Source organism: Streptomyces luteolus (genome assembly GCF_029968015.1).
GTDB classification, from domain to species: Bacteria; Actinomycetota; Actinomycetes; order Streptomycetales; family Streptomycetaceae; genus Streptomyces; species Streptomyces luteolus.
In genome coordinates this window covers 33,211-54,922 of the sequence record NZ_JASCIS010000052.1, presented here as the reverse complement: position 1 = coordinate 54,922, position 21,712 = coordinate 33,211, and the positions used below count along the sequence as shown (strand labels likewise).

The 21,712-nt window shown below is 69.6% G+C and carries 15 protein-coding genes; 6 read left to right on the top strand and 9 right to left on the bottom strand.

The annotated features are described in order from the left end of the window. Positions 1-24: 24 nt before the first annotated feature. The 7 genes from QIT00_RS33205 to QIT00_RS33175 form a co-directional block, all read right to left on the bottom strand. Positions 25-741 (bottom strand): ABC transporter ATP-binding protein, encoded by a 717-nt coding sequence (locus tag QIT00_RS33205; protein ID WP_282539182.1) that lies wholly within the window; start codon positions 739-741, stop codon positions 25-27. Continuing rightward, positions 738-1,619: an ABC transporter ATP-binding protein gene (locus tag QIT00_RS33200; RefSeq protein ID WP_282539190.1), complete on the bottom strand. Its 882-nt coding sequence runs from the start codon at positions 1,617-1,619 to the stop codon at positions 738-740. The genes QIT00_RS33205 and QIT00_RS33200 overlap by 4 nt, the downstream gene beginning before the upstream one ends. A 5-nt stretch (positions 1,620-1,624) precedes the next feature. After that, positions 1,625-3,418, bottom strand: coding sequence for a branched-chain amino acid ABC transporter permease (locus QIT00_RS33195; RefSeq protein ID WP_282539181.1), 1,794 nt, complete (start codon positions 3,416-3,418; stop codon positions 1,625-1,627). Between the two features lie 5 nt (positions 3,419-3,423). Continuing rightward, positions 3,424-4,353, bottom strand: coding sequence for a branched-chain amino acid ABC transporter permease (locus QIT00_RS33190; protein WP_282539180.1), 930 nt, complete (start codon positions 4,351-4,353; stop codon positions 3,424-3,426). A 108-nt stretch (positions 4,354-4,461) separates the two neighbouring features. Further along, positions 4,462-5,676 carry a branched-chain amino acid ABC transporter substrate-binding protein gene (locus QIT00_RS33185; protein ID WP_282539189.1) on the bottom strand — a complete coding sequence of 405 codons (1,215 nt, stop codon included), beginning with the start codon at positions 5,674-5,676 and terminating at the stop codon, positions 4,462-4,464. 589 nt (positions 5,677-6,265) lie between these two features. Then, positions 6,266-6,751: a PaaI family thioesterase gene (locus tag QIT00_RS33180; protein WP_282539179.1), complete on the bottom strand. Its 486-nt coding sequence runs from the start codon at positions 6,749-6,751 to the stop codon at positions 6,266-6,268. 218 nt (positions 6,752-6,969) lie between these two features. Then, positions 6,970-9,270: an FdhF/YdeP family oxidoreductase gene (locus QIT00_RS33175; protein WP_282539178.1), complete on the bottom strand. Its 2,301-nt coding sequence runs from the start codon at positions 9,268-9,270 to the stop codon at positions 6,970-6,972. Positions 9,271-9,624: 354 nt separating this feature from the next. Here QIT00_RS33175 and polA point away from each other — a divergent pair, with 354 nt between their 5' ends. From polA to QIT00_RS33150, 5 genes are all read left to right on the top strand, one after another. Next, a complete protein-coding gene (gene polA, locus QIT00_RS33170) occupies positions 9,625-12,378 on the top strand; it encodes a DNA polymerase I (RefSeq protein ID WP_408909900.1) in 2,754 nt (917 codons plus the stop codon). A gap of 128 nt (positions 12,379-12,506) precedes the next feature. Continuing rightward, a complete protein-coding gene (locus QIT00_RS33165) occupies positions 12,507-12,980 on the top strand; it encodes a hypothetical protein (RefSeq protein ID WP_282539177.1) in 474 nt (157 codons plus the stop codon). Between the two features lie 141 nt (positions 12,981-13,121). Next, positions 13,122-14,942 carry a lytic transglycosylase domain-containing protein gene (locus QIT00_RS33160; protein ID WP_282539176.1) on the top strand — a complete coding sequence of 607 codons (1,821 nt, stop codon included), beginning with the start codon at positions 13,122-13,124 and terminating at the stop codon, positions 14,940-14,942. A gap of 305 nt (positions 14,943-15,247) precedes the next feature. Next, positions 15,248-15,382, top strand: coding sequence for an SPW_0924 family protein (locus QIT00_RS33155; protein ID WP_282539175.1), 135 nt, complete (start codon positions 15,248-15,250; stop codon positions 15,380-15,382). A gap of 11 nt (positions 15,383-15,393) precedes the next feature. Then, the gene (locus QIT00_RS33150) at positions 15,394-16,392 is read left to right on the top strand and encodes a DUF3068 domain-containing protein (RefSeq protein WP_282539174.1); all 999 of its coding nucleotides are present in this window, start codon (positions 15,394-15,396) and stop codon (positions 16,390-16,392) included. Positions 16,393-16,410: 18 nt separating this feature from the next. Here the strand turns inward: QIT00_RS33150 and hrpB are convergent, their stop codons facing one another. After that, positions 16,411-18,918: an ATP-dependent helicase HrpB gene (gene hrpB / locus QIT00_RS33145; RefSeq protein ID WP_282539173.1), complete on the bottom strand. Its 2,508-nt coding sequence runs from the start codon at positions 18,916-18,918 to the stop codon at positions 16,411-16,413. A 49-nt stretch (positions 18,919-18,967) separates the two neighbouring features. Then, on the bottom strand, positions 18,968-19,870 hold the full coding sequence (locus QIT00_RS33140) for a class I SAM-dependent methyltransferase (protein WP_408909899.1): 903 nt from the start codon (positions 19,868-19,870) through the stop codon (positions 18,968-18,970). A gap of 314 nt (positions 19,871-20,184) precedes the next feature. Here QIT00_RS33140 and rpsA point away from each other — a divergent pair, with 314 nt between their 5' ends. Continuing rightward, entirely contained in the window at positions 20,185-21,696 is a 1,512-nt protein-coding gene (gene rpsA, locus QIT00_RS33135; protein WP_282539172.1) for a 30S ribosomal protein S1, read from the top strand. Positions 21,697-21,712 lie beyond the last annotated feature (16 nt).

Sequence of the window (21,712 nt, the reverse complement as noted above, 5' to 3'; positions counted from 1 at the left end):
CCGCCGTACAGGTACGAGTACTGCTCAGTCCTCGCCGAGATACGCCTTCCGTACGGATTCGTCGTGCAGGAGGTCCTGCCCCGTGCCGGAGAGGACGACCTTGCCGATTTCCATGACGTGGCCGTGGTCGGCGAGGGAGAGGGCGGCCTGCGCGTTCTGTTCGACGAGCAGGATGGTGGTGCCCTGGGATTTCAGCTCGCTGATGGTCTCCATGATCTTCTGCATCATGATCGGGGAGAGGCCCATGGAGGGTTCGTCGAGCATGAGCAGTTTGGGTCGGGACATCAGGGCGCGGCCCATGGCGAGCATTTGTTGTTCGCCGCCGGAGAGTGTTCCCGCGGCTTGTTTTCTGCGTTCGCCGAGGATGGGGAAGAGGTCGTACGCCCGCTGGATGTCCTTTTCGATGCCCTCTTTGTCGTCGCGGAGGTAGGCGCCGAGGCGGAGGTTGTCGGTGATGGTGAGGCGGGGGAAGATGTGCCGGCCTTCGGGGGAGTGGGCGAGGCCCATGGCGACGATTTTGTGGGCGGGGACGCCGGCCAGTGGTTTTCCGTCGAAGGTGATTTTCCCGGAGAGCGGCTTCAGCAGGCCCGACAGGGTGCGGAGTGTGGTGGTTTTACCGGCGCCGTTGGTGCCGATGAGGGTGACGACCTGTCCGGCTTCGACGTTGAAGGAGATGCCTTTGACGGCTTCGATCTTGCCGTAGGCGACCCTGAGGTCTTCGACTTCCAGTAGTGCGGTCACTGGTCGTCCTCCGTGCGGGTGTCGGTGCCGGGTGCTGCTTTGGTGGAGGGGGTCTGGGCGGCTTCGGCTGCTTCGACTTCGGCTACTTCTTCGTCGCCGGGTGCGCCTTCGAAGGGCGTTCCGAGGTAGGCGGCGATGACGCGTTCGTCGGCCTGGACGACGTCTGAGGTGCCCTCGACGAGCTTTTCGCCTTGGACGAGGACGGCGACGCGGTCGCAGAGGTTGAAGATGAACCGCATGTCGTGCTCGATGACGAGGATCGCGATGCCCTGGTCGCGGATGGCGAAGACCAGCTCTTCGGTGGCGCGGGTTTCTTGGGGGTTCATTCCCGCGGTGGGTTCGTCGAGGAGGAGGAGTCCGGGTTCGCTGGCGAGGGCGCGGGCGATCTCGAGTTTGCGTTGTTCGCCGTACGGGAGGTTGCGGGCGAGGTGGTCGGCTTTGTGGGCGAGGCCGATGAACTCGAGGAGTTCCATGGCTCGTTCGTGGGATGCGGCTTCGGCTTTCTTGAATCCGGGGCCGCGGAGGAGTGCCGACCAGAGGCCTTCTTTGGTGCGGGTGTGGCGGCCGACGAGGACGTTTTCCAGGACGGTCATGTTGGCGAAGAGCCGGATGTTCTGGAAGGTGCGGGCTATGCCGGCGCTGGTGACGAGGTGGGGTTTCGGGGGGAGGACGGTGCCTTTGTAGGCGACGGTGCCTTCGGTGGGGACGTAGAGGCCGGTGAGGCAGTTGAAGAAGGTGGTTTTGCCTGCGCCGTTGGGGCCGATGAGGCCGACGATTTCGCCGCTGTTGACGGTGAGGCCGACGGAGCGTACAGCGGTGAGGCCGCCGAATCGCATGGTGACGTCGGTGGCTTCGAGGACGGTGGTGGTTGTCGTCATGGTGGTCACGCCCCCGCCTTGGCGGTGCCGACATTGGTGCCGGGGAGTCTTTGTTCTGGTACGTCGAGTTGGTCGGTCTCGTGGAATTCGAGCTGGGCGCGTTTGTTGGCGACGAGTCCTTCGGGTCGGAATCGCATGAGGAGGATGAGGGCGAGTCCGAAGAGGATCAGCTGGAAGTCTTCGAGGAATTGGAGTTTGGCGGGGATGAGGTAGAGGAGTGCGGCGCCGATGAGGGGGCCGCTGATGGTGCCCATGCCGCCGAGGATGACTGCGGCCAGGAGGAAGGCGGAGTTCGGGGGCACGGTGTTGGCGAACAGGTACTGCTCGGGGGTGATGCTGTACGAGACGTGTGCCTGGACGGTTCCGGCGAATCCGGCGAGGGTGGCGCCGAGGGCGAAGGCGATGAGTTTGACGCGGAATCCGTTGATTCCCATGGCGGTTGCCGCGGTTTCGTCTTCGCGTACGGCGACCCAGGCGCGGCCGATGCGGGATTCTCCGGAGCGTCGGAAGACCATGACGACGACTGCGGTGAAGAGCAGCATCAGGAGGTAGTAGTTGCCGGATCGGCCGAGGGTGAATCCGGCGATGTCGTGGGGTGCGCCGAAGTTGAATCCGAAGAGTTCGAGGTCGGGGATGTTGGGGATGCCTTGGGAGCCGTTGGTGATGTCGGGTCCGGCGCTTCCGTTGAGGTTGTTCATGGTGATGCGGAAGATTTCGCCGAAGCCGAGGGTGACGATGGCGAGGTAGTCGCCGCGGAGTCGGAGGGTGGGGGCTCCGATGAGGACGCCGAAGATGAGTGAGGCGGCTGCGCCGACGAGTACGGCGGCCCAGAAGGGGAATTGGACGCCGAAGGTGGATTGCGGCGATCCGGAGACGAGGGCGGCGGTGTAGGCGCCGACGCCGAGGAAGGCGACGTATCCGAGGTCGAGGAGTCCGGCGAGGCCGACGACGACGTTGAGGCCGAGGGCGACGGTGGCGAAGATCAGGATGTTGGCGCCGATGAGGGCGTAGGACTCGTCGGTCTGTGTGAAGGGGAAGCAGGCCGCGGCGATTAGTGCGGCGGTGAGGGTGATGGTGCGGTGTTTCGCGGTGAGCCGGTTGAGGCGGGCGATGAGGCCGGCGCGGAACACGGCGGGGGCGGCGAGTGCGACGGTGATGAGGAATCCGACGAAGAGTTCGGAGTAGGCGTCGATGCCGTAGGCGAAGACGTAGAGGCCGGTGCCGAATGCGGCGGTGATGATGAGGATTTCGACCCAGTTCGCCAGTTCTTTGGCGGGTGGTGCGGGTGGTGCTTTGAGTGCGTGCTTGAAGCGGTTCCAGGTGCCGGTGGTTTCGTCGTCTGGGGGCAGGTCGCTGGGGAGGCCGAGTGCGGCGATGACGGCGATGAGTGCGCCGATCTCGGATATCCAGGCACCGGGTTCGAGGTTGATGACGCCGCCGAGTTGTACGGAGATGGCGGCGAGGGCGTAGGTGGTGGTGCCGAGGACGGCGAGTGCGGTGAGGGTGACGGGGCTGGTTTTTCCGCCGGGGGTGAGCCAGGTGAGGCCGCGGATTCCTATGCCGGAGAGGGTGAAGAGGATGGTAAGTGCGGCGCCGACGAGGGTGATGACCTGGAGGCCGCCGGGGTAGCCGGTGACGGTGAGGTTGCCTGGGAATTCTTCGGTCCAGGTCCAGGCGAGGAAGGTGCCGGCGAGGGCGAGTGCGGCTCCGGTGAGTACGCCGGTGCGGGCTGCCTTGGTGGGCAGGGGGAGCAGCGAAGTGGGCTGCTGTGCGGGGGTTTTGGTGGTGTTGGTGGTCATGGGTATCACGCCCGATCCGCGACGCGTTCGCCGAGCAGGCCTTGTGGCCTCAGGAGCAGTACGAGGATGAGGAGGGTGAAGGCCCAGACATCCTTCCAGGCTCCGCCGCCGAAGAGTTCCATTCCGGGGATCTCGCCGATGTAGCCGGTGGCGAGGGATTCGGCGACGCCGAGTACGAGGCCGCCGAGCATGGCTCCGTAGATGTTTCCGATGCCGCCGAGTACGGCTGCGGTGAAGGCTTTGAGGCCGAGGATGAAGCCCATTTTGAATCCGACCTGGCCGTTGTGGAGTCCGTATCCGACGGCTGCGATGGCGGCGAATGCGGCGCCAATGGCGAAGGCCATGACGATGATGCGGTCGGTGTTGATGCCCATGAGTTTGGCGGTGTCTGGGTCTTGGGCGGTGGCCTGCATGCCGCGGCCGGATCGGGTTTTGCTGACGAAGAGGCCGAGGGTGAGCATGCAGAGGGGTGCGGCGAGGAGGACGAAGAGGCTGCCTATTTGGATGTTGGCGCCGAGTATGTTGACCGGTTCGCTGTCGAACTGGGGGAAGGAGAGGTCTTTCTTGGCGTCCGGGTACCACTTCCAGACGGCTTGTTGGAGAAAGATGGAGAGGCCGATGGCGGTGATCAGGGGGGCGAGTCGTGGGGCGCCGCGCAGGGGGCGGTAGGCGAAGCGTTCGGCGGCGGTGCCGACGGCTACGGAGCAGATCATGCCGCCGATGATCATGAGGGGTATGGCGGCGGCGAGGGAGAAGCCGTCGGGGAGTATGAGGTGGACGGTGAGGGCGCCGAAGCCCCCGATCATGAATATCTCGCCGTGGGCGAAGTTGATGAGCTGGACGATGCCGTAGACCATCGTGTAGCCGATCGCGATGAGTCCGTACATCGCGCCGAGGATGAGTCCATTGGCCAGCTGCTGCGGCAGTTCGTTCACCGCAAGGCCTCCGTGGAGTGGTTCGGATAAGGCGCCGCGCGGGAGCGCTCGTAGCGCTCCCGCGCGGTCTGGTGCTGTGCCGTTTTGGCGGCCGGGAGGGCCGGGTTCTTATTCGGGCTTGTAAGCGCCGCTGAACTCCGGCTTCCACTCCTTACCTTCGACCCGGTAGGCGGTCATCATGGTGTTGGTGGTGTCGCCGTACTCGTCGAACGAGACGGTTCCGGTGACGCCTTCGAACTTGACCTTGCTCATGGCTTCGAGGACCTTGGCTCGGGCGTCCTCGGGGAGCTTTCCGTTGTTTTCTTCGACGGCGATCCTGACGGCTTCGATGATGGACCAGGTGGCGTCGTAGGTGCCGCCGCCGTAGGCCTCGTAGGCGTCCTTGTATCCGGCCGCTTCGTAGTTCTTGATGAAGGTCTTGGCGGAGTCGAGCATTTCTACGGGTTTGCCGACGGATGTGGCGAGGTCGCCTTCGGCCTTCTTGTTGAGCTTGATGAAGTCGGCGCTGTAGATGCCGTCGCCGCCCATGAGCGGGATCTTGGCGCCGCTGCCCTTGAGCTGTTGGCTGAGGGGGCCTGCTGCCGGGTATTCGCCGCCGTAGTAGACGGCTTCGGCGCCGGAGTTCTTCACCTTGGTGACGACGGCGCGGAAGTCGCGGTCCTCGGGGTTGATGTGGTCGGAGGCGACGATCTTTCCGCCGAGCTTGGTGAAGGTGTCCTTGAAGGACGCGGCGAGTCCGGCGCCGTAGGTCTTCTGGTCGTCGATGAGATAGACCTTTTTGATCTTCGCCTTGTTGTAGAGGTACTTGGCGGCGAAGTCGCCCTGGACCTGGTCGGTCGTGGCGGTGCGGAAGAAGGTCTTGAAGGGGCGCTTGAGGTCGCCGGTCTTCCAGCCGTCGCCCTGGGTGAGTTCGGTGCCTGTGTTGGCGGGGGAGACCTGGACGAGGCCCGCGTCGTTGAAGGGCTTCTGCATCGACTGGGAGACGTTGGAGTTCAGTGGTCCGACGACGCCGAGTACTTCTTTGTTGCTGATGAACTTCTGTGCGTTCTGCTGGCCAACGGAAGGCTGTGCCTGGTCGTCGGTGGCTTGGAGTTTGAACTCGACGCCTTCGACGGTGCCTTCCTTGTTGGCGGTCTTCACGGCGAGGTCGGCGGAGTTCTTGATGCCGAGGCCGAGTGCGGAAAGGTCACCGGTCAGGGGCGCGTCCACGCCGATGACGACGGTGGTTTTGTCTCCGTCGCCGCCGCCTTTTCCTTCGTCGCGCGATCCGCAGGCGGTGAGTGTGAGTGCCCCGGTGGTCAGCACGGTGGTGAGTATGAGCAAGGAACGGTTTCGCACGATTGGTCCTTTCCCTGGCGCGGCTTCCTCAGTGGTGAGGTGCCGTGTGATCGCCGGGCCGTACTGGTGTGGTACAGGGCCGTGCAATTCAGTTCGCGCCCGGCGGCGCGGTGACTGGCGGTGACTCTAAGCGCAGGTGAAGGAGTGTGGGAGCGGTGCGGAGCAGGATGTGACGTTCTTGTTATGCGGGGTGAATCGTCGGCGGTGAAGTGAGGTCCAAACCGGGTTTTTGGTGCTGTCACCGTCGTTCGCATGGTGAGAATTTGCAGTTCCGCTCAGGGGTCTCAAGTGATCTTGAAGTGCCGCTCGATGTGAATCCTGCAGTGTGAATAGGGGATTTCGATGATCCGCTTTGTGTGAACGGATTGTGTCGAGAGGGCCCGTCGAAATTACTCACGGTTACCGCGGAATGGATCGGTCCGGGGTGGGGCCGGGCAGCCCGACGCGGTGGCACGACAGACGGGCGGGGCACGCCACTTGCGTGACGTGCCCCGCCCGTGGTGACCCGGGGTGGCCGGGATCGCATGCCGAGACCGACTGTCGCCCCCCTGCGCCGAGGCCGACCGCTGAAGGGTCAACTCTCCTTGCCCGCCTGGCCGTTGTCGGGCACGGTGTCCCGGAGCAGACAGGTCAGGCGCGCGGTGCAGACCCGCTTGTCCTGCTCGTCGCTGATGACGATCTCGTACGTGGCGGTGGAGCGGCCGCGGTGCACAGGCGTGGCGACACCGGTGACGAGGCCGGAGCGGGCGCCGCGGTGGTGCGTGCAATTGAGGTCGACGCCCACGGCGATCTTGGAGACGCCGCCGTGCAGCATGGAGCCGACCGAGCCGAGGGTCTCGGCGAGCACCGCGGACGCACCGCCGTGCAGCAGCCCGTACGGCTGGGTGTTGCCCTCGACGGGCATGGTGCCGACGACCCGGTCGGGCGCGGCCTCGACGATCTCGATGCCCATGCGGGTGCCGAGGTGTCCGGCGGAGAACAGGGCGGGCAGGTCGACACCGAGTGCGGCGTACTCGGCGACGATCTCCTGCGGGAACTTGACGTTGTGCTTCTCGCCCATGGGCCTCGACTCCAGTTCGTCGTCCTTGTGGCGGCGGTACGGCCGTGCGGTGCACCGTACCCGCCGCCTGAGCAAACGCTTAGACGAGGGCCGATTGTTCCAGACCACCAGGACGGACCACCGCCCGCCCACGGCCGGAGCGGGACCACCGCCCTCACGGGAGCCGGGAGGGGAGGCCCCACCCCCCTCCGGGAGCCGGGCGGGGAGGGCGCACTCCCTTACGGGCGGGCCTCCAGGCGGACGACGACGGACTTGCTGGCCGGGGTGTTGCTGGTGTCCGCGGTCGCGTCGAGCGGCACCAGGACGTTCGTCTCCGGGTAGTACGCCGCCGCGCAGCCGCGGGCCGTCGGATAGTGCACGACCCGGAAGCCCGGCGCGCGCCGCTCCGCACCGTCCCGCCACTCGCTGACCAGGTCGACGTACGCCCCGTCCGCGAGGCCGCCGAGCTCGCGGGCGTCGGCCGGGTTGACCAGGACGACGCGGCGGCCGTTCTTGATGCCTCTGTAGCGGTCGTCGAGGCCGTAGATCGTGGTGTTGTACTGGTCGTGGGAGCGCAGCGTCTGCAACAGCAGCCGCCCATCGGGCAGTTCGGGGTACTCGACCGGTGCCGCCGTGAAGTTGGCCTTGCCGGTGGCCGTCGGGAAACGGCGCTCGTCGCGCGGGGCGTGCGGCAGGGCGAAGCCGCCGGGCCGTGCCACACGCGCGTTGAAGTCCTCGAATCCGGGCACCACGCGCGCGATGCGGTCGCGGATCGTGGCGTAGTCCTTCTCGAACTCCTCCCACGGCGTGGTGCTCTTCTCGCCCAGGACGCGGCGGGCTAGCCGGCTCACGATCGCCGGCTCGGACAGCAGGTGCGGGCTCGCGGGCTCCAGGCGGCCGCGCGAGGCGTGCACCATGCCCATCGAGTCCTCCACGGTCACGAACTGCTCACCACCGCCCTGCAGATCGCGCTCGGTGCGGCCGAGCGTCGGCAGGATCAGGGCACGCGCGCCGGTGACCGCGTGGGAGCGGTTCAGCTTCGTCGACACATGCACCGTCAGGCGGGCGCGGCGCATCGCCGCCTCCGTGACCTCGGTGTCGGGCGACGCCGACACGAAGTTGCCGCCCATGGCGAAGAAGACCTTCGCCTCGCCGTCGCGCAGCGCGCGGATCGCCCGCACCACGTCCAGGCCGTGCTCGCGCGGCGGGGCGAAGCCGAACTCCCGCTCCAGGGCGTCCAGGAACGCGGGCGCGGGCCGCTCGAAGATGCCCATCGTGCGGTCGCCCTGCACGTTGGAGTGCCCGCGCACCGGGCACACCCCCGCGCCCGGGCGGCCGATGTTGCCGCGCAGCAGCAAGAAGTTCACGACCTCGCGGATCGTGGGTACCGCGTGCTTGTGCTGCGTCAGGCCCATCGCCCAGCACACCACCGTCCGCTTCGAGGCGAGCACCATGGCGAGTGCCTCCTCGATACGGGACCGCTCCAGGCCTGTCGCGGCAAGCATCTCGTCCCAGTCCGCCGCACGCGCGGCGGCGGCGAACTCCTCGTACCCATGGGTGTGTTCGCGGACGAACTCCTCGTCCACGGCGCCGGACCCCGCGGCGGACCCGCTGTCGGACGCGGCGAGGATCAGCTTGTTGAGGAGGCGGAACAGGGCCTGGTCGCCGCCGAGACGGATCTGCAGGAACAGGTCCGTAAGGGCTGTTCCCTTCAGCATCCCCTGCGGGGTCTGCGGGTTCTTGAACCGCTCCATCCCGGCCTCGGGCAGCGGGTTGACCGTGATGATCCGTGCGCCGTTCGCCTTCGCCTTCTCCAGGGCGGACAGCATGCGCGGATGGTTCGTGCCCGGGTTCTGCCCGGCCACGATGATCAGATCCGCCTTATAGAGATCCTCCAGGAGAACGCTGCCCTTGCCGATGCCGATGGTCTCCGTCAGAGCCGAGCCCGACGACTCGTGGCACATGTTGGAGCAGTCCGGCAGGTTGTTCGTGCCGAACTCGCGGGCGAACAGTTGGTACAGGAACGCGGCCTCGTTGCTGGTGCGGCCCGACGTGTAGAAGAGCGCCTCGTCCGGTGAGCCGAGCGCGTCCAGCTCGTCGGCGACGATGTCGAAGGCCTGCTCCCATGTGACGGGTTCGTACCGCTCGGCGCCCTCCGCCAGATACATGGGGCGGGTGAGGCGGCCCTGCTGGCCCAGCCAGTACCCACTGCGGCGGGCCAGGTCCGCCACCGGGTGCGCGGCGAAGAACTCCGGCGTGACCCGGCGCAGCGTGGCCTCCTCCGCGACTGCCTTCGCGCCGTTCTCGCAGAACTCGGCCTTGTGCCGGTGCTCCGGCTCTGGCCAGGCGCAGCCGGGGCAGTCGAAGCCGTCCTTCTGGTTCACGCGCAGCAGCGTCAGCGCCGTGCGGCGCACACCCATCTGCTCCTGGGCCATGCGCAGGGTGTGCCCGATGGCGGGGAGCCCGGCGGCGGCGTGCTTGGGGCCTTCGACCTGCGGTGCGTCCTGGACGGGATCGCCGGCGGGGGGCTTGCCTGCCATGACCGGTCTCCTTCGAACAGTCACTGTCTGCGTACGTCTCGATCCTCGCACGCCCGCGACCGGCTCAGGCAGCCTGTGGATAACTCGGCCGAGGGACGCACGACGGACGCACGACGGACGCACGACGGACGCACGACGGACGCGCGACGGACGCGCGACGGACGCATGAGGTACGCACGACGGACGCTCGACCCTGCGTAGGACCTGGGCAGTACCGGCGTACGGGACAGGACAGGGCGAGCGGCCCGGCCAGACCGGCGCCGGCGCGGCGACGGCGGCTCGCGGCGAGGGCGGGAGGAGGCCGGAGAGCGGACGCGGACCGGATTGTCAGTGGGGCGTGGCAGGATCGGGGGCGTGGCAGAGACAGCATCGAAGAAGACCCCCGCCCAGACGAAGGCCGCCAAGGCCGCCGACCCGTCCGCAGGCGGCAAGCGCCCGCGCCTGATGCTCATGGACGGGCACTCGCTCGCCTACCGGGCGTTCTTCGCGCTGCCCGCGGAGAACTTCACGACGGCGACGGGCCAGCCCACCAACGCGATCTACGGATTCGCGTCGATGCTGGCGAACACGCTGCGCGACGAGGAGCCAACGCACTTCGCAGTCGCCTTCGACGTCTCCCGCAAGACCTGGCGCTCCCAGGAGTTCGCGGAGTACAAGGCGAACCGCTCCAAGACCCCCGACGAGTTCAAGGGCCAGGTCGAGCTGATCGGCGAGCTGCTCGACGCGATGCACGCCGAGCGGTTCGCGGTCGACGGCTTCGAGGCGGACGACGTCATCGCCACCCTCGCCACCCAGGCCGAGGCCGCGGGATTCGAAGTCCTCGTTGTCACCGGTGACCGCGACTGCTTCCAGCTCGTCTCCGACCACATCACGGTCCTGTACCCCACGAAGGGTGTCTCCGAGCTGACGCGGTACACCCCGGAGAAGGTCCAGGAGAAGTACGGCCTGAGTCCCTCCCAGTACCCGGACTTCGCGGCCCTGCGCGGCGACCCGTCGGACAACCTGCCCGGCATCCCCGGCGTCGGCGAGAAGACCGCCGCGAAGTGGATCAACCAGTTCGGCTCGTTCGCCGAGCTCGTGGAGCGCGCCGACGAGGTCAAGGGCAAGGCCGGCCAGAACTTCCGCGACCACCTGGAGGCAGTGAAGCTCAACCGCCGCCTCACCGAGATGGTCCGGGACGTCGAACTGCCCAGGACCGTCGCAGACTTGGAGCGCGCGGCGTACGACCGCAAGGCCGTCGCCGTCGTCCTCGACACCCTGGAGATCCGCAACCCCTCGCTGCGCGAACGCCTCCTCGCGGTCGACCCGGGCGCCGAGGACACTGAGCAGACGCCCGCGGCCGACGGCGTGGAGATCGACGGCACCGTCCTCGGCTCCGGCGAGGTCGCCCCCTGGCTCGCCGAGCACGGCAAGGCCGTCCTCGGCATGGCGACCGTCGCCTCCTGGAAGCTGGGCGCCGGAGCCGTCGCCGAGGTCGCCCTCGCCGCCGCCGGGGGAGCGGCCGCCTGGTTCGACCCGTCCCAGCTCGACGAGGCCGACGAGAACGCGTTCGCGCAGTGGCTCGCCGACCCGAAGAAGCCGAAGGTCGTGCACGACGCGAAGAACGCCCTGCGGGTCTTCGCCGAGCACGGCTTGACCATCGAGGGCATCACCATGGACAGCGCCCTCGCCGCCTACCTGGTCAAGCCCGGCCGCCGCTCCTTCGCCCTGGACGCCCTCTCCCTGGAGTACCTGGGCCGGGAACTCGCCCCGGCCGCCGAGGCCGACGGCCAGCTGGCGTTCGGAGCGGACGACACCGCCGAGGCCGACGCCCTGATGCACCAGGCCCGTACCGTCCTCGACCTCGGCACCGCCTTCGGCGAGCGCCTCAAGGAGGTCGGCGCCGCCGAGCTGCTCACCGACATGGAGCTGCCTGTCTCCGCGCTCCTCGCCAAGATGGAGCGCTCCGGCATCGCCGCCGACCGCGCCCATCTGGAGGCCATGGAGCAGCAGTTCGCGGGCGCCGTGCAGCAGGCCGTGAAGGAGGCGCACGACGCCGCGGGCCACGAGTTCAACCTCGGCTCGCCCAAGCAGCTCCAGGAGGTCCTCTTCGGCGAGCTCGGCCTGCCGAAGACGAAGAAGACCAAGACCGGGTACACCACGGACGCCGACGCCCTGGCCTGGCTCGCCGCCCAGACGGACAACGAACTCCCGGTGATCATGCTCCGCCACCGTGAGCAGGCCAAGCTCCGCGTGACCGTCGATGGCCTGATCAAGACGATCGCCGCGGACGGCCGCATCCACACCTCGTTCAGCCAGATCGTCGCCGCCACCGGCCGTCTGTCCTCCACGGACCCGAACCTGCAGAACGTCCCGGTGCGTACCGACGAGGGCCGCGCCATCCGCCGCGGCTTCGTCGTCGGCGAGGGCTTCGAGTCCCTGATGACCGCGGACTACAGCCAGATCGAGCTCCGCGTCATGGCCCACCTCTCCGAGGACGAAGGCCTCATCGAGGCGTTCACGTCCGGTGAGGACCTGCACACCACGGTCGCCTCGCAGGTCTTCGGCGTCGCCGGGGACCAGGTCGACGCCGAGATGCGCCGAAAGATCAAGGCCATGTCGTACGGCCTGGCGTACGGCCTCTCCGCGTTCGGCCTGTCCCAGCAGCTGAACATCGAGGCGTCCGAGGCCCGTGCCCTGATGGACACCTATTTCGAGCGCTTCGGCGGCGTACGCGACTATCTGCACCGCGTCGTCGAGGAGGCCCGCGCGACGGGGTACACGGCGACGATCCTCGGCCGTCGCCGCTACCTCCCGGACCTCAGCAGCGACAACCGCCAGCGCCGCGAGGCCGCCGAGCGCATGGCGCTCAACGCACCGATCCAGGGCACCGCCGCGGACATCGTGAAGATCGCGATGCTGCGGGTCGGACAGGCCCTGGAGAAGGCCGAGTTGTCCTCCCGGATGCTGCTCCAGGTGCACGACGAAATCGTCCTGGAGATCGCGGCCGGGGAGCGGAAGCGGGTCGAGGAGCTGGTCCGCCGCGAGATGGCCGGCGCGGTCAGCCTCCGGGCCCCGCTCGACGTATCGGTCGGCCTGGGCACGGACTGGGAGTCGGCGGCGCACTGAGACGGGGCGGGGTGCGACGGGGGTACGGGCGCGGCCTGGCCGGTGAGCCGGGGAACATGCCCCGTACCCCACCCCAACCACCCTCCCCCACCCCCACAACCACCCTCCCCCGCAGCTCACACACCCGTATGGCCGCTGTGCCCGTGCCGTGGGTCTCGGCAGGCGGCAACGTGGCGGGCATGGTCAGCCACCAGCGCCGCGCGGTCGTACTCGCCGCCATGGTCCCCGCACTGCTCGTGCCGATATCCGCGGTCGCGGCACGCGCCGAGGACCGGCGCGCACGTCGCGCCGCGACCTGCCGCACCGCAGCCGCACCAGTACGCGCCGCCCGTACGTCCCCGGACGTACGGGCGGCGTCGTCGTACGGGCCACCGGACCCCCGGCCGATCCCCGTACCCGAGGACGAGAGCGTGCTGTGGTGCGCGCTCGAAGGCGGTGGGCATCGGCAGGCAGCCGCCGGTCCCAGCCGCGTCCTGCTCGTCGAGACGGTGCTGCGGCGGGCGCAGGAGCTGGGGCGGCGCCTGACACGCGCCGAGACCCGCGCCGGGCAGCGCGCCGTACGCACCCGCACCGCAGGCTCCGGCAGCGAGCGCCGACAGTGACCTCCGGAGGACCGGGCAGCCTGTGGCCAACCGGTGAAAAGCGGTCGGGAACGGGTGTCTGTGCGCGGAAAGTTGCCGTAGGGTCGCTTGGGTCAGCGCGCTGGGGAGAGCGCGCGGTCACCACCGGAGGGGATCTGACGTATGGCAGCGCTGCACGGCCGACGGTTGCGCAAGACAGCGGTGAGCGCGGCGCTGGCCGCGGCGGCGGTGGCGGCGCTCTCCGCGTCGCAGGCTCCGGGCATCACCGACACCCCGCAGGGCCGCAGGACCACCGAGTCCACCGCGCCCGCGGACGACTCCGCGACCGGCAACTCCCCGTACTACACGGACCTTCCGCGCCTGGAAAGCCCGATCCCGCCGGGTGACGGCGACGAGCAGGAGCGCACCGGCGAGGCCGATGCCGGCATACCCGCCACCGTCCTCGACGCCTACAAGAAGGCCGAGGCGGAACTGCGCGCGAGCAAACCCGGCTGCCGACTGCCGTGGCAACTCCTCGCCGCGATAGGCAAGGTGGAGTCGGGGCAGGCGAGCGGCGGCCGCGTCGACAGCAACGGCACCACCCTCGAAGCGATCCTCGGACCGCCGCTCAACGGCGTCGGCTTCGCGAACATCCGCGACACCGACGGCGGTTCGTACGACGGCGACACCACGTACGACCGCGCCGTGGGCCCCATGCAGTTCATCCCCTCCACCTGGGCGACTTGGGCGCAGGACGGCAACGGCGACGGAAGGAAGGACCCCAACAACATCTACGACGCGGCCCTCGCCGCAGGCCGCTACCTCTGCGCGGGCGACCGCGACCTGTCCACCACGTCGGGGCTGCACCAGGCGATCCTCAGCTACAACCGCTCGCAGCACTATCTGCGTACGGTCCTGTCGTGGCTGGAGTACTACCGCAAGGGCACGCACGAGATCCCCGACGGCACCGGTGTCCTGCCCGTGGGCCGCAGCAACGACGACGCCAAGTCCGGCTCCGGAAAGGGCGGTTCGGGCGACGGCGGCAAGGGCCACACGGGGACGGGCCGCGCAGACGACAAGAACCCTGGCGAGAACCCCGGCAAGAACCCCGGCAAGAACCCCGGCGAGACCCCCGACCCCGGCTCGTCCACCGGCGGCTCTGGCGGAGAGACCCCCGGCGGCGACCCCTCCGAGCCCGGCACGGACCCCACGGAGCCAGGCGGCTCCCACCCGGGCGGCGGCGGTCCCGGAGGCAGCGGCGGTGGCGGCGGTGGCGGCGAGAGCCCCAACCCCACGCCCACCCCCACACCCACACCCGCCCCCGAGGACCGCGTCGCGAAGCTCGCGGACGCGGGCACCGGCGAGCTCACCGCGACCGCGGGCCAGACCTTCGCGGTGAAGCCCGCCGTACGGGCGCACGGCGCGAACGGCGCGGGCGTCGCCGAGGTGAAGGTGCGGTTCGAGATCGTCGGCGACACCGACAGCCGCTTCGCGGGCGGCGCCGCCTCCGCGACCGTCACCACGGACAGCCGCGGCAAGGCCGTCGCGCCCGAGCTCCGTGCGGGCGAGAAGACCGGCGAGTTCAAGGTCCGCGCCAAGGTCGTCGGCCGCACCCTCGACGCCGTCGACCACACCGCCGAGGTCACCGCCCGCCAGGCCGACGAGCTGACGCGCGTCGGCGACAAGGAACTGACCTGCGAGGCGGGCGCCGAGTACGCCGACCCCGTCGAGGTGAAGGCCACCTACAAGGGCGCGGCCGCGGCCGGCGTCGAGGCCACCGCGACCATGATCAAGTCGGCGGACGACCCGACCGCCAACGACAAGGGCCCGTACTTCAAGGACGCCGACGGCAAGGCGCTCCGTACGCTCAAGGATCTCAAGACCGACACCGACGGCACCTTGAAGCTCCCGAAGATCTACGCGGGCGACGCCAAGGGCACGTACCTGCTGAGGATCGAGACGGTCGGCGGCGGCAGCGTCACCGTCGAGCTGAAGGTCTCCTGACCCGGACAACGGGCCGCCGCAGACCACCGAGCCGCACAGCCCCACCCCTGGAGACCGCCGAGCCGCACAGCCCGACCCCTGGAGATCACCGAGCCGCACAGCCCAACCCCCGGAACTCCTCCGCCCCCGCGCCCGCTACGGGCCCGGGGGCGGACCCGTATCCGCGGCAGCGCCCCAGGAACCCCGGGGGACCGCGCGTGCAACGTGTTCTCATCTCGCGGTCGCGTTGCTACGGTGCCCCCGCCCTGACGCCGTATCAGGTCGGCGGTTCCGGCCGGCCTGGCCACCACCACGGGAGGCCGAGCATGCGTGCCCTGATCTCCGCCGGCATCGGCCTCGTCGCCGCGATCGCGCTGGTCCTCACCATCACGGCGATCGGCGCGCCACCCGGCGAGACCTCGCCGAAGCCGCTGCTCACCACCGTCCCCGACCACCCGTAGGGAGGGCCGCGATGCGCCGCAAGGCCGGCCTCGTACTGCTCGCGTTCGCCGTGTTCTTCACGGCCCTGTCTCCCCTGATGCGGTTCTACGCCTTCCCGCGTCTGGCGAAGATCCCGCCCAGCCAGTACCAGGAGATGGTCCTGGAGGTGAAGCCCGCGACGCTCATCGACTACGGCACCATGCAGCCCAAGAAGGTCGACAAACTCACCATCGTGCAGACCCTCAAGGGCAACGTCGAGGAGTCGGAGAAGATCGAGAAGCGGGTCGGGAAGGACGTCGTCGTCTGGGACGCCCTCGTCCATGTCGTCGGCCCCGACGGCAAGATGGTCTCCCAGATCCCTGAGCGCTACATCTTCGACGCCCACAGCCAGGAACCCGTGCACGCCAAGGGCGAGATGGTCGACGACCGCCCCGTCAAACGCCAGGGCATCGAGTTCAAGTGGCCCTTCCTGACGGAGAAACGGGACTACGAGTACTACGACGCACGCTCCGACACCACCGCGCCCATCCACTACAAGGGCACCCGGGACTTCCGCGGCGTCGAGGTCTACTACTTCGAGCAGACCGTCCCCTGGACCGAGGTCGAGGTCCCCAACACCCTGCCCGTGAAGGGCATCACGCCGGACTCCGTACGCAAGACCGGCACGAAATTCTGGTACACGACGGTCCGCAAGTTCTGGGTCGAACCGACCACCGGAGCACCCGTGTACGGCGAGGAGATCCACAAGGAGGAGATGCGCGGCGGCACGCTCCTCGAAGGCAGCGGCCGCGACAAGGTCACCGCCTTCGCCGGGCACGCCAAGATCCGCGAGGACTACATCGACTACACCGTCGACCTGGTCAAATCCCAGCGCACCCTGGTCCTGCTGCTCACCAGCTACCTGCCCTGGGGCTTCCTCGGCCTCGGCGCCGCCCTGCTGACCCTGGCCCTCGTCCTGGAGGCCCGCGGCCGCAGGCCCGGCGAACCCGAACCCGAGTCCGCCCCGGAACCGGAACCGGTCAACGCCTGAGGCCCGGCCGCGTAAGGCTCACCGCCTGAGCCGCGCGTTCGTATGGCGGGTCGGCTCCGCCGACGCCGGGTCCTCCGGCCACGGGTGCTTCGGATAGCGGCCGCGCAGCTCCGCCCGTACGCCCCGATAGCCGTCCCGCCAGAACGACGCGAGGTCCGCGGTCACCGCCGCGGGCCGGCCGGCGGGGGAGAGCAGATGCACCAGCACGGGCACCCCCGCGACCTCCGGCGTCCGCGCGAGGCCGAACATCTCCTGCAACTTGACGGCAAGGACGGGCTGTTCGGGATCGGAGTAGTCGACCCGGATCCGCGAACCGCTCGGTACCGCGAGCCGCTCCGGCGCCAGCTCGTCCAGGCGCGCGGCCTGACCGCCCGCCCACGGCAGCAGTCGGTTCAGGCACTGGCCCGCGTCGATCCGGCCCAGGTCCGCGCGCCTGCGCGCCTTGGACAGCTCCGGCTCCAACCACTCCGCCACGCGCGCGTGCAGGGCGTTTTCCGATACGTCCGGCCACGGCGCCCCCAGACGCCGGTGCAGGAACGCGAGGCGGCACCGCAACTCCCTTGCGTCGGCGGACCACTTGAGCAGCGCCGTACCCTCCTCGCGCAGGCCGGTCAGGAGCGCCTCCCGGACCAGGGCGGGGTCGGCGTCCCGGAGCGGGCGCACCGCCAGCTCCACGGCACCCAGGCGGCGCACACTACGCGCGACCACGTCACCGTCCACCCAGGCGACCTCCTCGCCGTCGGACCGCAGCGGCGCGGCAGCCCGTAGGACCGTCTCCTCGTCGACCACCGCACCGAGGCGCACGCGCGCGTGCGGCGAGCCCACCGGGCGGTCCGCCACGGCGACGGCCAGCCAGGGCGCGGCGTGCAGCGGCGATCCGGGGCCCGTCGCGGCGGCCGTGCCCGACGCCATCAGGAACGTGCCGTCGCCACGCGCGCGTGCGACCCGCTCCGGGAACGCGAGCGACGCGACAAGCCCGCACACCCGGTCGTCGCCAAGGCCGGCCCCGCGCCCGCGCCGCTCCCCGACGGCCGCCGTGAGCCTGCGGACCTCCTGCCGCCAGCGCGCCCCGTAAGCGTCACCGCCGCGCCGCGCCGACCGCAGGGCCGCCGCCAGGTCGTCGCCGTACTCGCGCGGCGGCTCCTCGCTCAACAGCGCCACCGCCTCGGCCGCGGCCCGCGCACCCACCTCATGAGCCCCGTCGAGCAGCGCCCGCGCAAGGCGGGGATGCAGCCCCAACCGGGCCATGCGCGCGCCCCGTTCGGTCACCCGACCGGTGTCCGCGGCCAGCGCGCCGAGCGCGGTCAGCACCTCCCGCGCCGCCGCCATCGCGCCGGCCGGAGGTGCGTCGAGCAGCGCGAGGCCCGACGCGTCCGGGGCGCCCCAGCACGCGGCCTGCAGTGCGAACGCCGCGAGGTCCGCCACCTTGATCTCCGGCGCCGGGAACCGTGGCAGCCGCCCCTGCTCCGCCTCCGCCCAGCAGCGGTACACCGCACCCGGCGCCTCCCGCCCGGCCCGCCCGGCGCGCTGCCGCCCGGCCGCCTGCGAGGCCCGCACCGTCGTCAGCGCGCTCAGCCCCCGCGCGTGATCGGTACGGGGCTCCCGCGCGAGCCCCGAGTCCACGACCACCCGCACCCCCGGCACCGTCAGCGACGACTCCGCGACCGACGTGGCCAGGACCACCCGCCGCCCCGCACCCGGCGACAGCACCGCGTCCTGCACCGCGGCCGGAGCCCGCCCGTGCACCTGCAGCACCTCGGCGCCGCCCAGATCCCCCAACTGCCCTGCCACGCGCGCGATCTCACCGACACCGGGCAGGAAGCACAGCACATCCCCGTCCCGCTCCGCGAGCGCCCGACGCACCACCGCCGCGACATGGGAGAGCAGCGCCGGATCCACCCGCATGCCATGAGGAGGCCGCACCGGACGCGTGGGCGGCGCCCACACCACGTCCACCGGGTACGCGACACCCTGCGCCTCGACCACCGGCGCACCGCCGAGCAGCCGCGCCCACCCTTCCGCGTCGGTCGTCGCCGAGGCCGCCACCAGCTCCAGCTCCGGCCGCAGCGCGGCCCGTACGTCGAGGAGGAACGCCGCCACCGTGTCCGCGTCCAGATGCCGCTCGTGACACTCGTCGAGGACGACCACGTCGACCCCGGCCAACTCCTGGTCGCGCTGCAGGCGTTGCAGCAGCACACCGGTCGTGACGACCTCCACGCGCGTGTGCCGCCCGACGACGCGCTCCCCGCGCACCGTGAACCCCACGCTCTCGCCGACCTTCTCGCCGAGCAGCCACGCCATCCGCCGCGCCGCGGCCCGCGCCGCGATCCGCCGCGGCTCGGCCACCACCACGCGCCGCCGCGCCGAACCCCCGAGGAGGCCCGCCAGCTCCAGCGGCACCAGCGTCGTCTTGCCCGTGCCGGGCGGCGCGCACAGCACCGCCGCGCCCCGCTCCTCCAGGGCGGCACGCAACTCGGGCACGGCCTGCCGTACGGGCAACTGCTCCAGGACGTCGCTACGGATCACGCCCACCAGTCTCCCGGACGGCACTGACAGGCCCCGCGTCCGTACGGGATCAGCCGCGCTCGTCCCGTTCGCACACGAAGATCGCGGTACCCGGGATCAGCCCGCCGCGCAGCGGGGACCAGCCGCCCCACTCCTGGGTGTTCCACTCCGGCCACTCCGGCTCGACCAGGTCCACGAGCCGGAAGCCGCCCGCGACCACGTCCCGCACCCGGTCGCCGACGGTCCGGTGGTGCTCCACATAGACGGCGCGGCCCTGCTCGTCCTGCTCCACATAAGGAGTGCGGTCGAAGTAGGAGGCGGACACGGACAGGCCCTCGGGGCCCGGCTCGTCCGGGAAGGCCCAGCGCAGCGGGTGCGTCACGGAGAACACGAACCGCCCGCCCGGCCGCAGCACCCTGCGCACCTCACGCAGCACGAGCACCGGGTCGGCGACGAACGGCAGCGCCCCGTACGCGGAGCAGGCCAGGTCGAAGGAGGCGTCGGCGAAGGGCAGCGCACCCGCGTCCGCCTGTACCAGGGGGAAGGGCGCCGCCGAGTTCAGCTCGTCGATCCGCAGCGCGTGCTGGAGCTGGCGGTAGGAGAGGTCGAGGGCGACCGGGCGCGCTCCCTGGGCGGCCAGCCAGCGCGAGCACTGTGCGGCGCCGGCGCCGATCTCCAGTACGTCCCGGCCCTTCAGGTCCTCGGCCGGGCCGAGCAGCTCGGCCTCGACCTCGTCGAGCCCCTCGGGGCACCAGACGAAGCGGTCGTCGCCGAGGAAGGTGCCGTGCTCGACCTGGTACTCGTCCGCGTTCCGGTCCCACCAGCCGCGGTTCGCGCGGCTGCTCTCGGTGACGCCCGAGTCACGTCGGGTCGCTTCCGGCTCGGGCAGCTCGTGCTCTTGGATGGTCGGCTCCCTCGTCGTACTGTTCCGTCTTGTCCTCGAAAGCTGTCGCTGCGGGGTATTGCGGGGCACTGTTGGCCTCGTGCGACAGTTCTTGTGCCGGGAATGCGGCGATCCGCCCCGGGTGCCCGCCTTCGCGCATTGACCCTGCCCGGCAGCCCCCGTATGCTACAAGTTGCGCTGGCGGCCTGCGCTCCTCAGACAGAGCAGGGTGCGCTCGCATCTGTTGTATGTCCCCTCGGTTGTCGAGGCGATTCCGTTTTTCCCTTGGGAAGTCTTCATGGGGAAACCGCGCCTCCTGAACTGTCTGGCTTCTGCAGGGCGAAATGGGCTCTCGGCGTAGCAGTACCTACGACTTCAATGTCCGTACCGGAGCCCTTTCCCACATGACGAGCAGCACCGAGACCACCGCCACCACCCCGCAGGTTGCGGTCAACGACATCGGTAACGAGGAAGCCTTCCTCGCCGCGATCGACGAGACGATCAAGTACTTCAACGACGGCGACATCGTCGACGGCGTCATCGTGAAGGTCGACCGGGACGAGGTCCTGCTCGACATCGGTTACAAGACCGAAGGTGTCATCCCGAGCCGCGAGCTCTCGATCAAGCACGACGTCGACCCCAACGAGGTCGTCGCCGTCGGTGACGAGATCGAGGCCCTGGTCCTCCAGAAGGAGGACAAGGAAGGCCGCCTGATCCTCTCGAAGAAGCGCGCCCAGTACGAGCGTGCCTGGGGCACCATCGAGAAGATCAAGGAAGAGGACGGCATCGTCACCGGTACCGTCATCGAGGTCGTCAAGGGTGGTCTCATCCTCGACATCGGCCTCCGTGGCTTCCTTCCGGCCTCCCTGGTCGAGATGCGCCGCGTCCGCGACCTCCAGCCCTACGTGGGCAAGGAGCTCGAGGCGAAGATCATCGAGCTGGACAAGAACCGCAACAACGTGGTCCTGTCCCGCCGTGCCTGGCTCGAGCAGACCCAGTCCGAGGTCCGCCAGACGTTCCTCACCACCCTCCAGAAGGGTCAGGTCCGCTCCGGCGTCGTCTCCTCGATCGTCAACTTCGGTGCCTTCGTGGACCTGGGTGGCGTCGACGGTCTGGTCCACGTCTCCGAGCTCTCCTGGAAGCACATCGACCACCCCTCCGAGGTTGTCGAGGTCGGCCAGGAAGTCACCGTCGAGGTTCTCGACGTGGACATGGACCGCGAGCGTGTCTCCCTGTCGCTCAAGGCGACGCAGGAAGACCCGTGGCAGCAGTTCGCCCGCACCCACCAGATCGGCCAGGTCGTGCCCGGCAAGGTCACGAAGCTGGTTCCGTTCGGTGCGTTCGTCCGCGTGGACGAGGGCATCGAGGGTCTGGTGCACATCTCCGAGCTGGCCGAGCGCCACGTGGAGATCCCGGAGCAGGTCGTCCAGGTCAACGACGAGATCTTCGTCAAGGTCATCGACATCGACCTCGAGCGTCGCCGCATCAGCCTCTCGCTGAAGCAGGCCAACGAGGCCTTCGGCGCCGACCCGTCGGCCGTCGAGTTCGACCCGACCCTGTACGGCATGGCCGCGTCGTACGACGACCAGGGCAACTACATCTACCCCGAGGGCTTCGACCCCGAGACCAACGACTGGCTCGAGGGCTACGAGACCCAGCGCGAGGCCTGGGAGACCCAGTACGCCGAGGCGCAGCAGCGCTTCGAGCAGCACCAGGCTCAGGTCATCAAGTCCCGCGAGGCCGACGCCCAGGCCGAGGCCGAGGGTGCGGCTGCGCCCAGCGGTGCGGCTCCGGCTGCGGCTGGCGGTGGCGGCGGCGGTTCGTACTCCTCGGAGTCGGACGACAACTCCGGCGCCCTGGCTTCGGACGAGGCGCTGGCCGCGCTTCGCGAGAAGCTGGCCGGTGGTCAGAGCTGAATCGCTCTGCGCTAGC

Bases quoted from the DNA above. Each gene is read 5' to 3' on its own strand.
- QIT00_RS33165 (WP_282539177.1), top strand. From the start codon at position 12,507: ATGGCCGCTGTGCCCGTGCCGTGGGTCTCGGCAGGCGGCAACGTGGCG.
- QIT00_RS33195 (WP_282539181.1), bottom strand. From the start codon at position 3,418: ATGACCACCAACACCACCAAAACCCCCGCACAGCAGCCCACTTCGCTG.
- QIT00_RS33175 (WP_282539178.1), bottom strand. From the start codon at position 9,270: ATGGCAGGCAAGCCCCCCGCCGGCGATCCCGTCCAGGACGCACCGCAG.
- QIT00_RS33150 (WP_282539174.1), top strand. From the start codon at position 15,394: ATGCGCCGCAAGGCCGGCCTCGTACTGCTCGCGTTCGCCGTGTTCTTC.
- QIT00_RS33155 (WP_282539175.1), top strand. From the start codon at position 15,248: ATGCGTGCCCTGATCTCCGCCGGCATCGGCCTCGTCGCCGCGATCGCG.
- rpsA (WP_282539172.1), top strand. From the start codon at position 20,185: ATGACGAGCAGCACCGAGACCACCGCCACCACCCCGCAGGTTGCGGTC.
- QIT00_RS33160 (WP_282539176.1), top strand. From the start codon at position 13,122: ATGGCAGCGCTGCACGGCCGACGGTTGCGCAAGACAGCGGTGAGCGCG.
- QIT00_RS33200 (WP_282539190.1), bottom strand. From the start codon at position 1,619: ATGACGACAACCACCACCGTCCTCGAAGCCACCGACGTCACCATGCGA.
- QIT00_RS33180 (WP_282539179.1), bottom strand. From the start codon at position 6,751: ATGGGCGAGAAGCACAACGTCAAGTTCCCGCAGGAGATCGTCGCCGAG.